The sequence below is a fragment of the Achromobacter xylosoxidans genome (genome assembly GCF_014490035.1).
In the GTDB taxonomy this organism is placed as follows: Bacteria; Pseudomonadota; Gammaproteobacteria; order Burkholderiales; family Burkholderiaceae_B; genus Achromobacter; species Achromobacter bronchisepticus_A.
The window spans coordinates 2,425,235-2,437,943 of record NZ_CP061008.1 but is presented as its reverse complement, the minus strand read 5'-3'; the positions used below and the strand labels follow the sequence as shown (position 1 = coordinate 2,437,943).

Genomic DNA, 12,709 nt, shown 5'->3' with positions numbered 1-12,709 from the left:
CCAGATGTGCTTTTTAAGGGTTTGTCCCAGGATTCCGGCTGTCGATTTCCGGTCAACTCGTACGTCGTGTCAGTACGCACAACTTTCCTGAAAGGCGGACTCACCATGACTACCGGAACCGTAACCCTCCACCGCGTGATGCGCGCGCCGGCCGAACGCATCTATCGGGCCTTCCTGGAGCCCGACGCGATCGCGCGCTGGCTTCCCCCTTACGGCTACACCTGCCAGGTCCATCAACTGGACGCCAGGGTCGGCGGCATGCACAAGATGTCGTTCCGCAATTTCGGCACGGGCCATAGCCACGACTTCGGCGGCGAATACCTGGAACTGGCGCCGGGCCAGAAGATCCGTTATTCAGACCAGTTCGACGATCCGAACCTGCCCGGCCGCATGCAGACCACCGTTACGCTGCGGCAGGTCGCCTGCGGCACGGAGGTGAGCATCGTGCAGGAAGGCATACCGGCGGCGATACCGCCGGAGATGTGCTATCTGGGCTGGCAGGAGTCGCTGGCCCAACTGATGCGGCTGGTGGAACCGGAGATTCCCGAGTGAGGGGCGGGCCTGCCGCCCGCCTTCACTTCTTTCTGGCGATGAACTGCACCACGCATGCCGGTCCCGTGTGGAATATGCCCTCGATGACGTCGCGTTCGATTTCCCGCGCAAGCAGCACCTGGCAATCCGGAAACTCCTGCTCCAGGTCCGCGCGCGCCATCAGCATGTCCGCATCCGGGGGGCCGCCAGTGCCACGGCCGAACTGCGCCTTCCGGTATGCCTCCAGCAAGATGATGCCGCCTGGCCGCAAGGACCGTTCTGCCAGGCGGTGCAGTCTCTTGCGCACATGGCTGGGCGTGTGGGCGAAGATCGACACGACGGCGCCAAAGGAGTCCGGCGGCGGCTCGTACTCGGCCAAGTCCGCCTTTTCGGTGCGGATCGATACGCCCTGCGCCCCCGCCAGCCTGCGCGCCTTGGCCAGTCCGACCGCGGAGCCGTCCACGCCAAGCACGTCCAGACCCAACGAGGCCAAGAAGACGGCATTGCGTCCCTCTCCTTCGGCCAGGCTTAGCACCGGCCCGCAGAGCAGGCCGGCGTTTTCCGCCAGGAAGGCGTTCGGCTCGGTTCCATACACGTATTCTTCAACGGCGTAGCGTTCATCCCACATCTGCTTGAACTCCCAGGTTGCTGGTCAGTGGCCGCGGCAAGAAAACACTTCCAGTCCGCCGCGTGCCGGAACGCAGATAGTCTTTCACTTCAAGTCGACTTGAGGTCAAGCAAAAGGAGCCCGTGCATGGCAGAAAAGTCCCCCGCAAAATCGGTGAAAACCAGCAGGCAGGCAGATTCAGATTCGCAACCCGTCCTGCTGTCCGGCGGCAATCCCCAGATCGCCAAAGGCGCGGGCGACGCGCCGGTGCAGGCCTACATCGCGGCCATGCCGGGCTGGAAAAGCGATCTCGGACGCCGCCTGGACGCGTTGATCGAGCGCGCCGCGCCCGGCGTGCAGAAGGCGGTCAAGTGGAACTCGCCGCTGTATGGCCTGGACGGCCAGGCCTGGTTCCTGAGCATCCATTGCTTTACCAAGTACGTGAAGGTAGCGTTCTTTCGCGGCGCGCAGCTGCGGCCCGTGCCGCCGGGGCCATCCAAGAGCCAGGACACGCGTTATCTCGACATCCGCGAGGACGACGAGCTGGACGAAGCGCAGTTCATGGACTGGGTGCAGCAGGCCAGCGCGCTGCCCGGCGAACGGATGTAGGCGCGGATCCAGGCATTCAGCCGCCCTCGGGCCGGGATGCTAGCGCCGTGCCCGGCGCTTCTTCCCGGCGGCGGCCTGCGGCCCGGCAGCGCCGGACAGCAGGTCCTGCACCAGCTCGATGACCCGCTCGGCGGTCGGGGACAGCGTGCGGCGCGCGCGGTGGATGACGCTGTAGGTCAGCGGGCCGGCGGCGGGATAGGAAAGCGGCAAGGGCTCCAGCACGCCCTGCGCCAGCTCGGCCGCGATGGCCTCGCGCGTGCAGAACAGCACCACGTCGCTACCCAGCGCCACCTCGCGCAGCGTGGCGACGCTGTCGCATTCGAAGGCGATGGGCAGGTCTTCCGGGCGCGCCACCTGGTACAGCCGGGCCAGGTACTCGCGCGCCCGCAGCGGCAGGTCGGTGGCGGCCAGCCGGTACTGCGCCAGCGCGGCGCGCAGCCGCGGCTTGCCCAGGCCCTGCAGCGGATGGCCGGCGCGCGTGAACAGGCCGCCATGCTGCGGCGGCAAGGGCCGCACCGAAAAGTCATCGGGCGGCGGCAGGCTGTGCGTCACGGCCACCGCGAAATCCAGCTTGTCCTGCTGCAGCTTGTCCAGCAGGCGCTGCCAGCTTTCGATCTCGACGTGCACGCTCAAGCCCGGATGTTCGCGCGCGATGCGCACCAGCAGCGGCGACAGGAAGCCGGCCGCCGGAAACGCCCCCACGCCCAGATTCACGCGGCCAGTGTCGTGGCCGCGGATCAATTCGGCTTCGCGCCGCAGGTCGCGGGTTTCTGCCAGGATGCGCTGCGCGCGCTCCAGCACCATGCGCCCGGCCTGCGTGGGCGTGACGCCCGTGGACGCCCGGTCCACCAGCACCAGGCCCAGCGAGTCCTCCAGCGACTGAATGCTGCGGGTCAACGCGGACTGCGTCAGATGCAGCCGCTGCGCCGCGCGGGAGTAGTGCTTTTCCTCGACCAGCACGGCGTAGTGCTGGAGCGACCGTATTGTGAGGCTCATGTATTTTTCTCATCAATATTGCGCCAAATATGCATTTGATTGAGCGCAAAGGCAAGACTACAAAAGACTTGCCGCGACGGAAAATTGCAGCGCCGGCGCCCTGTGGTGAACCTCATTCCAGAGCAATGCCTGACATTGCCTACCCCCAGGAGGAGACAATATGAACCGCAAGTCGTTCTTGAAGCTGTTGGGTAGCGGCGGGGCTGCCATGCTGGGCGCCCTGGCCTGTCTTTCGGCGACGGCCGCGCCGGTGACGCAGGCCCCACCCTGGCCGGGCGGCGGCAAGCCCATCCGCCTGGTGGTGCCGTTTCCGGCCGGGTCCGGGTCGGACGCGCTGGCGCGCATGCTGGCGATGAAGGTCACGCAACGCACCGGGGCGCCAGTCATCGTCGACAACAAGCCCGGCGCCGGCACCATGATAGGCGCGCAGGAAGTGGCCCGCGCCAGCCCCGATGGCTACACCCTGCTCTACACCATCGTCGTCACGCACACGCAGAATCCGCATCTGTACAAAAAGCTGCCCTACGACCCGGTGAAGGATTTCACCCCGGTCATCCAGGTGGTGCGCTCGGCCACCGTGCTGGTCGCCAACAAGGACGCGCCCTTTTCGACCACGGCGCAGATGATCGACTACGCCCGGGCCAATCCTGGCAAGCTGAACTTCGCTTCCTACAGCCCCGGGTCCACCTCGCATCTGAACGGCGAGATACTCAAGCAACAGACCGGCATCGACATCGTGCACGTGCCCTACAAGGGCACCGCCGACGCCAGCCGCGCGCTGTTGGCGGGCGACGTCCAGGTCTATTTCGACGGCACGGCCACCGCCGTGGAGAACGCGCGCGCCGGCAAGGTCAAGCTGCTGGGCCCGGCCACCGACCGCCGCCTGAGCGTGCTGCCGGACCTGCCTACCCTGAAGGAGCAAGGCATACCCGGGCTGGACATCGTCGGCTGGCAGGGCATTTTCGGCCCCGGCGACATGCCGCCGGCGCTGGCGGAGCGCGTGGCCCAGGTGTTCCGCGAGGCGCTGGAAACACCCGAAGTGACGCAGAGCATCGTGTCGCAGGGCAATGAGGTCAGCGGCGCGGGACCGAAGGAATTCTCGCAGATCGTCCAGCGGGACAGCGAACGCTGGGGCGCGGTGATCAAGCGCATCGGCCTGGTCCTCCAATAAACCCGGCGCGTATCGAAAGGAGAGCGCAATGCATGATCTGGTCATCCGCGGCGGCACGATCGTCGATGGGTCGGGCCGGCCCCGCTACCAGGCGGACCTGGCGATCGAAGATGGACGCGTGGTCCAGGCCGAAGGCCGGGCCGGCGCCGCCCGCCGCGAGATCCGCGCAGACGGCTGCCTGGTCGCCCCGGGCTGGGTGGACATCCACACCCACTACGACGGCCAGGCCACCTGGGACCCGTACCTCAGCCCTTCCACCTGGCACGGTGTCACCACGGCCATCATGGGCAACTGCGGCGTGGGCTTCGCTCCCGTCAAGCCCGAGCGGCGCGAATGGCTGATCAAGGTCATGGAGGGCGTCGAGGACATCCCCGGCTCGGTGCTGTCCGAAGGCATCCAGTGGGACTGGGAGACCTTTCCCGAATACCTGGACGCGCTGGACCGCCGCCCCAAGGCCCTGGACGTGGGCGCGCAGATCCCGCACAGCGCGGTGCGCGCCTATGTGATGGGCGAACGCGCCATCCACCACGACGAGGCCTCGCCCGCCGACCTGATCGCCATGCGCGAAGTGGTGCGCGCAGCGCTGGAGGCCGGCGCGGTGGGCTTTTCCACCTCGCGCACCTTCCTGCACAAGTACGACGAGCGCAAGTATCCGCCCGGCACCTTCGCCACCGGCGAGGAGATCACCGCCCTGGGCTCGGTCATGGGCGAGGTCGGACATGGCGTGTTCCAGATGACCGCCAACCATCCCGCCATGGAAGGCGAAATGCCCTGGCTGGAGCAGCTGGCGCGCCACAACCGCCTGCCCGTGCTGTTCAACCTGCAGCAGACCGACGCCGCGCCCGATGTGTGGAAGCAGATCGCCAGCAGCCTGGACCGGGCGCACCGCGAAGGCGTGCCGCTGCTGGCAGGCATCAGCGGACGTCCGCTGGGCATCCTGTTTTCGTGGCAAAGCACGCTGCATCCGTTCATCGCGCATCCCAGCTACCAGGCGCTGCATGCCCTGCCGCTGGCGGAACAGCTGGCCCGCCTGCGCGACCCCGCGACGCGCAGCCGCATCATGAACGAACAGCGCGGCCTGCTGGACCGACGCGCCGAAACGCTGTTCAGCAGCTTCCACAAGATCTACCGGCTGGGCAGCGATCCCGACTACGAGCCGGTACCCGAGGAAAGCGTGGCCGCCATGGCGCAGCGCAGCGGCCGCGCGCCGTTGGAGATCGTCTACGACCTGATGCTGGAGAACGAAGGCCAGGCCATCCTGTACTACCCGTCGTTCAACTATTCGTACGAGAACCTGGACCATCTGCACCAGCTGATGCAGCAGCCCTACACGGTCAACAGCCTGTCCGACGGCGGCGCGCATTGCGGCTACATCTGCGACGTGAGCATGCCCACCTTCATGCTCAGCCACTGGGCCCGCGACCGCCGCCGCGGCCCGCTGCTGGACCTGGAGCACGTGGTCAAGCGCCAGACGCGCGACACCGCCAGCGTGTACGGGCTGCTGGACCGGGGCCTGCTGCAGCCTGGCTACAAGGCCGACGTCAACATCATCGATCCCGATGCGGTACGCGTGCATTGCCCGGAGATGGTGTTCGACCTGCCCGGCGGGGGCCGCCGCCTGATCCAGCGCGCCGACGGCTACGTGGCCACGCTGGTCAACGGCCTGCCGATCTTCGAAGGCGGCGCGGCCACCGGCGCATTGCCGGGCAAGCTGCTGCGCGGCGCACGCAGCCAGCAGGTTTGAACAAGGCGAGGCCGGTCCGTGTCGCGCGCGAGGCTCAGCCGCGCGGCGGCTCGGGCGTGTACTGCCCCAACAGCCCGGCGACCCAATCGATGAACACGCGCAGCTTGGCGCTCACGTGCCGGTTGGGCGGAAACGCCACGTACATCGGCATGGAATCCAGGCGCCAGTCTTGGAACAGCGGCACCAGCTCGCCGCTGTCGACGTGAGCGCGTGACATATAGTCGGGCAGCCAGAGCACTCCCAGCCCGGCCAGACCGGCCGCCAGATAGGCGTTGCCGTCGTCGACCGCCAGCACATGGCGGCCATGCACCTTGATGCTCTCGCCGTCGCGGCGCATGGCGTAGGGCAGCGCCTTGCCGTTGCGCGCCCATAGAAAGCCCACGATGCGGTGGTGCGTGTCCTCCAGCTCGCGCGGATGCGCGGGCGTGCCGGCGCGCTCCAGGTACTCCGGCGCCGCGTACACGCCCAGCCGCAGATCGCCCACGCGCCGCGCCATCAGCGACTGGTCGGTGAGTTCCCCGCCGCGCACCACGCAGTCGACGTTCTCGCCGATCAGATCGACGATCCGGTCGCTCACGCCCATATCCAGCTGGATGTCCGGGTACTGTGCATGGAACGCCGGCAAGGCCGGCACCAGGATCATGCGCGCCAGCGGGCTGGGCACGTCCACGCGCAAACGCCCCCGCGGCACGGCCGAGGCGCCGGACAGGCTGGTCTCGGCATCGTCCATGTCGGCCAGCAGCCGCAGCACGCGCTCATAGTAGGCAGCGCCGTCGGCGGTCACGTTGACCTTGCGGGTGGTGCGGTTCAACAGCTTGACGCGCAAGCGCGCCTCCAACTGCTGCACCAGTTGCGTCACGCTGGTCTTGCTCATGTGCAGGGTCTCGGCGGCCTTGGTGAAGCTGCCGGTTTCCACCACCCGGGCAAAGGCCTGCATCGCGTCGAAACGGTCCATCTCTGCTCCCGCTCTTCCAGATTATTTGGATTCTACAAACAGTGATGGCTGGACTTGCCCGTTTATCGCGGCGGCGCGGCCGCCTACAGTCCCTGCATCGTTAACGCCGGGCCGCAAGCGGCCCACAGATGGAGATAAGCATGACCCAACGCGACGTCGTTTTTCCGCCCGGCCGCCAGGCCCTGTATGAACGCAACCGCTATTCCCCCGCGATCCGCTCCAACGGCTTTCTGTTCGTTTCGGGACAGGTCGGCAGCCGCGACGACGGCACGCCGGAGCCGGACCTGCAGGCGCAAGTCCGGCTTGCGTTCCGCAACTTGCAGGCCGTGCTGGCGGCGGCCGGCTGCAGCTTCGACGACGTGGTCGACGTGACGGTATTCATGGTCGATCCGGCGGCCAAGTTCGAGAAAATCTGGCAGGTGGTGCCGGAGTACTGGGGCGAGGCGCCGCATCCGACGCTGACCGCGGTGGGCGTGACCTGGCTATACGGCTTCGACTTCGAGATCAAGGTGATCGCGAAATTGCCGCAAGCTGCCGAAAACTGAACCCCCGCCCCGCCACGCTCACACCACGCCGACCCGGATCACCCCGGCGATGGTCTGCGCCGCCTGCTGCAAGGCGGGCACCATGTCGGCTTCCAGCCGGTTCCCTTCCACTTCCGGGGCGGCCACCGAAATCCCCACCGACAACAGGCGCGAGCCGGCCTGCGGCACGGGCACGGCCACCGACACCTGGTTGCTGTCCGGATAGTCGAACCGGGTCCACTCCCCCGGCGCCAGGCGCAAGCCGCCGGCCAGCGCGCTGGCCGGCGGCAGCACGCTGCCCACGCGCAGGTTCATCACCACCAGGCGGCGGCGTTCGGCCGGCGCCATGGCGCGGCCGATGATGATCACGCCTTCGGGGTTAGCCTCGCCCAGGTTGGACGTGCCGGAATAGGCGTCGGCCAGGTTCTGCAGGATCTCCTGCACGGCGTCCGTCACGCCCAGGCTTTCCATGGCGGCAAAACCCAGTTCGAACACCAGCGGCGTAAGGCGCCAGCGGCTGTCTTCGCGCGCCGCGTAGCCCTCTTCTTCCAGCGTCTGCAGAAACCGCAGCACGGTCGCGTGCGGCAGGTCCACGGCGCGCGCCAGTTCGGCCAGTGTGGGCCGGCCGTTGCCGCGGAAGGCCCGCATGATGGATAGACACCGTTGAATCGATCTATTATTCTTCAATCGTTCACCTAATAAACGTATTGATCACTAGGTGAACAATACACATAAACGACGCTCCCGGCAAGACCGGCGAGCCCGGGAAGGAGACATAGCTATGAAACGCATCGCACTCGCCTTGGCGGCGGGTCTCGTGTTCTGTACGGGATCCGCCGCGGCGCAAGCAACCTGGCCGGCGCAGCCAGTCAAATGGATCGTGCCCTACCCGCCGGGCGGATCGACCGACATGCTGGCCCGCTTGGTCAGCCACAAGCTCGGCGAACGGTTGGGCCAGCCCGTCATCGTCGAGAACAAGGCCGGGGCCGGCGGCAACATCGGCACCGATTTCGCGGTCAAGCAGCCGGCCGACGGCTACACCATCGTGATGGGCAATATCGGCCCCATCTCCATCAACCCCGCCCTCTATCCGGACCTGCCCTACAAGCCGCAGCGCGACCTGGCGCCCGTCACGATGCTGATGAGCGTGCCCAACCTGCTGGTGGTCAATCCCGCGCTGCCGGTGCGCTCGGTGCAGGAACTGATCGCCTACGCGAAGAAGTCGAAAGCGCCGCTGGACTACGCCACCCCCGGCGCCGGCACCTCGCTGCACCTGGCGGGCGAACTGTTCGCCTCGTCCGCAGGCGTGCGCCTGACCCACGTGCCTTACCGCGGCAGCGCGCCGGGCTTGAACGACACCGTGGCGGGCCACGTGCCGATGATGTTCGACAACATGCCGTCGGCGCTGCAGCTGGTGAAGGCCGGCAAGCTGCGCGCGCTGGCGATCACCAGCACGGCGCGCTCGCCGCAGCTGCCCGACGTGCCGACGATGGCGGAGGCCGGCCTGCCGGGCTACGAGATCGCCGGATGGTTCGGCGTGCTGGCGCCGGCGGCCACGCCCAAGCCCATCATCGAGCGCCTGAACAAGGAACTGCTGGCCGTGCTGGCCATGCCCGACGTGCGCGAACAGATCGGCGCCATGGGCGGCATCATTTCGGCCGAAGGGCCAGCGGACTTCAGTCGCTACATCGCGGCGGAAACCGACAAGTGGGGCGCGCTGGTGAGCAAGGCGCAGATCAAGCTTCAATAGGCAAGGAGACAAGCATGACCACGTATCGCCATCTGGAAACCCAACCGATAGCCGGCGCGCTGGGCGCCGAAATCCGCGGCATCGACCTGTCACGACCGCTGTCGGACGATCAGTTCGACGAGGTGCGCAACGCGCTGCACGAGCACCTGGTGGTGTTCTTCCGCGACCAGCAACTGACGCCCCAGCAGCATATCGATTTCAGCTCGCGCTTCGGCGAGCTGCTGGAAGTGCCTTTCGTGCGGGCGCTGGAAGGACACCCCACCATTCTGCCCGTCATGAAGGGCCGCGCCGAAACCACCCGGCGCCTGTTCGGCGGACTGTGGCACACGGACATGAGCTACGCCGAAGAACCGCCGCTGGGCTCGGCGCTGTACGGCCGCGTCATTCCGCCCTACGGCGGCGACACCATGTGGGCGAACATGTACCGCGCCTACGACGCGCTGTCGGACCGGCTGAAGCAGATCCTGGACGGGCTGGGCGCGGTGCACAGCGCGGTGCGCTCCTATGGCGCGGGCGGCGCGGTGGTGAACAACGGCGACCCCGCCCACAAGATGGACGTGCGCACCGACGACCGCGCCACGAGCGAGGTGATCCACCCCGTGGTGCGCGTACACCCGGCCACGGGCAGGAAGGCGCTGTACGTGAACAGCACCTACACCTTGCGCTTTGACGGCATGACCCAGGAAGAAAGCGAGCCCCTGCTGCAGTTCCTGTACCGCCACGCGGCGCGGCCGGAGTTCACCTGCCGCTTCCGCTGGGCGCCGGGCTCGCTGGCGCTGTGGGACAACCGCTGCACCCAGCACCTGGCCATGAACGACTACGACGGCTTCGACCGCGAGATGCACCGCACCACGATCTCGGGCGACCGGCCGATCGCGGTCGCGCGCTGAGCGGTCGGGCCGGTCAGGCGCGATGACTCAACGCGGCGGCTTCAGCGGCAAGAGCCGCCGGTAGCCGGTCGGCAGCGGCTGGGCGGCGTGCGCCGCGACCGTGCGCGCCAGCCGCTGCGCCAGCTCCGGCGGAAACGACTTGGCGCGCCGCGTTTCCAGGTCCACGTGCAGTGACAGCTGCTCCATCGTGGCCGCGACGTAGCCGTCGCGGGTCTGCATCAGCTCCATCAGGCACAGCAGGCGCTTGTCGTCCGCTTCCAGCAGGCGGATGCGCAGCGCCAGCGGATCGCCCGCCAGCACTTCACGCAAATAGGCCACGTGCACGTTCATCGTGTAGATGCCGCAGCGCGTGGCCTCGGTGTAATCCAGCCCCACCCCCACCTCGCGCAACAACTGGAAGCCGACGCGGTCGAAGATGCCCACGTAATGGGCGGCGTTCATGTGGCCGTACTCGTCGATCCAGGCGGGATCCACGCTCAGGGTCGTGGACGGAAGGACTGATGTCATGGTTTCCTCGGGGGCAGGGTTGGGCGAAGCCCTTGACCATAGCCGACGCCCGCTGATGGAGCAACGCCTGCGACTACGCGGCGGGAAGTCCGCCAAAGGCGGTACGCCCTGCGGACCGCAAGCCGTGCCGGCCATCGCCCATCGAACTCATCCTTTGCGCCAGCCGGCGCCGGCCAGACGGCCGATGCGTCGCCGCGCCGCCGGAACAATCGTCCATATGCGCACGGCCACCTTGCCGATGGTCGAACTGCGCCATATCCCGCACCCTGGCGGACAGGCGTAAATGGACAAGTTCGCGTCTTGATTCTCAAGGCGACGCTGACAACGCGCAGGGGCGCGCGCTCGAGGTCGGGGAACCAAGATGAATATCCTGCTGGCGTTCGCGCCGTTCATCGTGTTTGTCATCATTGAAAGAACCGTCGGCGTGCTGGAAGGGCTTGCCGCCGGCACTTTCGTATCCGCCGGGCTGGTGCTGCGCGACTGGCTCAGCCCCGAGCGGCGCATCAAGATCCTGGAAACCGGCACGCTGCTGCTGTTCATGGGGATGACCCTGTATGCCCCGATGGCGGACGGGGATTCCTGGACCATCGCCCAGGCGCGCCTGCGGGTCGATGCCGGCATGCTGCTCCTGGTGTTGCTGACCCTGGCGCTGCGCCGGCCGTTCGCACTGGAATACGCACGCGAAAAGGAACCGGAATACGTCTGGAAGAACCGTCGCTACGCGCGCATGAACTATGCCGTGACCACAGCCTGGGCGCTGGCGTTTGCGAGCATGGTGGCGGCCGACGCGTTGCTGCTGTACAAGCCGCAGTTGCCGCAGGCGGTCGCCATCGCAGTGACGGTGGCGGCGCTGGCCGGCGCGATGAAATTCACCGCTTGGTATCCGGACAGAGTGTCGGCTACAACACTCAGGTAGCCCACCCGGGAGAGCATGATGCCCCCTCCAGGAAATGAAGTCGAAGTCGTGCTCGCCACCCAGGCCAGCGCTGCGCTGGTCGCGGCATTCGCCCGTCTCTTGCCGCAACTGTCCAGAACCGCGGCGCCGCCGACGCGCGAGGCGCTGGACGAGATCATCCGATCCCCGTGCACCCACCTGTTCATCGCCACCATGGGCAGCGACAAGCGCATCGTCGGCACGCTGACGCTGGTGCACTTCCGCATTCCCACCGGCGTGCGGGCGTGGATCGAAGACGTGGTGGTGGACGAACAGGCCCGCGGCCTGAAGGTCGGCATGGCGCTGACGCATGCCGCCATCGTCAAAAGCCGCGAACTCGGGGCCAAGACGCTGGACCTGACCTCCAACCCGAGCCGGCTGTCCGCGCACCACCTGTATGAGTCCGCGGGCTTTGTGATGCGCGATACGCGGGTGTACCGGCACCAGGGCTGAAGCCGCTACTGAAAGTGGTAGCGCTCGCGGTAGCCCACCGGCGACATGCCGCAATACTTGCTGAAGATGTCGCGGAAGGCCTTGGTGTCGTTGTAGCCGACTTCGTACATGACTTCGGCCACGCTCTTGCGCGAGGTCTCCAGGCGCTTCTTGGCGGCTTCCACCCGCACCCGCTGCACGTACTCGACGATGCTGTTGCCGGTGGCCTGGCGAAAGCGGCGCTCCAGCGTGCGGCGTCCCATGGCATGACGGTCCGCCAGTTCCTCGACGGTGATCTTTTCCGTGTAGCGGCCTTCGATGTAATCCTGCACCGCGCGCACGACCTCGTCGGCGTGCGACTTCTGCCCCACGAACACCGAGAACGGCAACTGGCTCTGGCGGCTCCAGTCCAGCTGGAAGTACTTGGCGCACCAGATGGCGGTGTCGCGGTCGGTGTACTTTTCGATCAGGTGCAGCACCAGGTGCGCCGCGGAGAACGCGCCGCCGCTGGTGTAGATGCCGTTGTCCGCCATGACGACGCGGTCGCTGACCCATTGCACGCTGGGAAACAGGCTGGCGTAGAGGTTCTGGGCCACCCAGTGGACCACCGCCTGCTGGCCGTCCAGGACGCCGCCCGCCGCCAGCAGCGCGGCGCCCATGCACAGGCTGGCGACTTCGCCGCCCTCGCGGTGATGGCGCGACAGCCATTCGATCAGTTCGCGGTTGGACAGCACCGCGTCGGACACCGAACCCAGCAGCGGCGGCGCGATGCAGATGTCGATGTCGTGGGCATCGGCCAGGACCATGTCGGCCTGCACCGTGATGCGGCCCTGGTCCAGCCGGACTTCGCGGGTCAGGGCCAGCGTGCGCACCGTGAACCTGGGTTCGCGCCCGTGCGCGGCCAGGTATTCATTGGCGACCAGGAAGCCATGCCGGGCGGTTTCCAGCGAGGCGATGTTCGCCCCCAGGGGCAGTAGGAAGGCGACGTTTTTCATCCTGCAAAGCATACGCCTGCCAACTGTCGCAATCCACCCTCAAGATTGTCGCAATCGCCTATCT

At 67.1% G+C, this 12,709-nt stretch carries 15 protein-coding genes; 9 read left to right on the top strand and 6 right to left on the bottom strand.

Translation table 11 applies throughout. From position 1 onward, the window contains the following. Positions 1–105: 105 nt before the first annotated feature. Positions 106–552, top strand: a complete 447-nt coding sequence (locus tag IAG39_RS11455; protein ID WP_059372558.1) for an SRPBCC family protein — start codon at positions 106–108, stop codon at positions 550–552. A 22-nt stretch (positions 553–574) separates the two neighbouring features. Here the strand turns inward: IAG39_RS11455 and IAG39_RS11450 are convergent, their stop codons facing one another. Further along, entirely contained in the window at positions 575–1,159 is a 585-nt protein-coding gene (locus IAG39_RS11450; RefSeq protein ID WP_118932488.1) for an SAM-dependent methyltransferase, read from the bottom strand. Between the two features lie 126 nt (positions 1,160–1,285). Here IAG39_RS11450 and IAG39_RS11445 point away from each other — a divergent pair, with 126 nt between their 5' ends. Then, on the top strand, positions 1,286–1,747 hold the full coding sequence (locus IAG39_RS11445) for a DUF1801 domain-containing protein (RefSeq protein WP_059372553.1): 462 nt from the start codon (positions 1,286–1,288) through the stop codon (positions 1,745–1,747). A 39-nt stretch (positions 1,748–1,786) separates the two neighbouring features. Here IAG39_RS11445 and IAG39_RS11440 read toward each other — a convergent pair whose 3' ends face one another. Further along, positions 1,787–2,743, bottom strand: a complete 957-nt coding sequence (locus IAG39_RS11440) for a LysR family transcriptional regulator (protein WP_118932489.1) — start codon at positions 2,741–2,743, stop codon at positions 1,787–1,789. Between the two features lie 160 nt (positions 2,744–2,903). Here IAG39_RS11440 and IAG39_RS11435 point away from each other — a divergent pair, with 160 nt between their 5' ends. Then, entirely contained in the window at positions 2,904–3,914 is a 1,011-nt protein-coding gene (locus IAG39_RS11435; RefSeq protein WP_059372549.1) for a Bug family tripartite tricarboxylate transporter substrate binding protein, read from the top strand. A 28-nt stretch (positions 3,915–3,942) separates the two neighbouring features. Further along, entirely contained in the window at positions 3,943–5,658 is a 1,716-nt protein-coding gene (locus tag IAG39_RS11430) for an N-acyl-D-amino-acid deacylase family protein (protein WP_118932490.1), read from the top strand. 34 nt (positions 5,659–5,692) lie between these two features. On the opposite strand, the gene IAG39_RS11425 is transcribed toward IAG39_RS11430, so the two are convergent. Then, a complete protein-coding gene (locus IAG39_RS11425; RefSeq protein ID WP_118932491.1) occupies positions 5,693–6,613 on the bottom strand; it encodes a LysR family transcriptional regulator in 921 nt (306 codons plus the stop codon). Positions 6,614–6,753: 140 nt separating this feature from the next. Between IAG39_RS11425 and IAG39_RS11420 the strand changes: the two genes are divergently transcribed. Beyond that, on the top strand, positions 6,754–7,158 hold the full coding sequence (locus IAG39_RS11420; protein ID WP_059372543.1) for a RidA family protein: 405 nt from the start codon (positions 6,754–6,756) through the stop codon (positions 7,156–7,158). Between the two features lie 18 nt (positions 7,159–7,176). Here the strand turns inward: IAG39_RS11420 and IAG39_RS11415 are convergent, their stop codons facing one another. Then, on the bottom strand, positions 7,177–7,785 hold the full coding sequence (locus IAG39_RS11415) for a helix-turn-helix domain-containing protein (RefSeq protein ID WP_059372540.1): 609 nt from the start codon (positions 7,783–7,785) through the stop codon (positions 7,177–7,179). Between the two features lie 133 nt (positions 7,786–7,918). On the opposite strand from IAG39_RS11415, the gene IAG39_RS11410 reads away from it, so the two are divergent. Both IAG39_RS11410 and IAG39_RS11405 read left to right on the top strand, forming a co-directional pair. After that, positions 7,919–8,887, top strand: a complete 969-nt coding sequence (locus IAG39_RS11410; protein WP_118932492.1) for a Bug family tripartite tricarboxylate transporter substrate binding protein — start codon at positions 7,919–7,921, stop codon at positions 8,885–8,887. Positions 8,888–8,901: 14 nt separating this feature from the next. Next, positions 8,902–9,777, top strand: a complete 876-nt coding sequence (locus IAG39_RS11405; RefSeq protein ID WP_059372535.1) for a TauD/TfdA dioxygenase family protein — start codon at positions 8,902–8,904, stop codon at positions 9,775–9,777. Positions 9,778–9,804: 27 nt separating this feature from the next. On the opposite strand, the gene IAG39_RS11400 is transcribed toward IAG39_RS11405, so the two are convergent. Beyond that, entirely contained in the window at positions 9,805–10,284 is a 480-nt protein-coding gene (locus IAG39_RS11400; protein WP_118932493.1) for a thioesterase family protein, read from the bottom strand. 361 nt (positions 10,285–10,645) lie between these two features. On the opposite strand from IAG39_RS11400, the gene IAG39_RS11395 reads away from it, so the two are divergent. After that, positions 10,646–11,200, top strand: a complete 555-nt coding sequence (locus tag IAG39_RS11395; protein WP_118932494.1) for a hypothetical protein — start codon at positions 10,646–10,648, stop codon at positions 11,198–11,200. A gap of 18 nt (positions 11,201–11,218) precedes the next feature. After that, positions 11,219–11,671, top strand: a complete 453-nt coding sequence (locus IAG39_RS11390) for a GNAT family N-acetyltransferase (protein WP_118932543.1) — start codon at positions 11,219–11,221, stop codon at positions 11,669–11,671. A 5-nt stretch (positions 11,672–11,676) separates the two neighbouring features. Here the strand turns inward: IAG39_RS11390 and IAG39_RS11385 are convergent, their stop codons facing one another. Further along, positions 11,677–12,657, bottom strand: a complete 981-nt coding sequence (locus IAG39_RS11385; RefSeq protein WP_118932495.1) for a GlxA family transcriptional regulator — start codon at positions 12,655–12,657, stop codon at positions 11,677–11,679. Between the last annotated feature and the right edge of the window lie 52 nt (positions 12,658–12,709).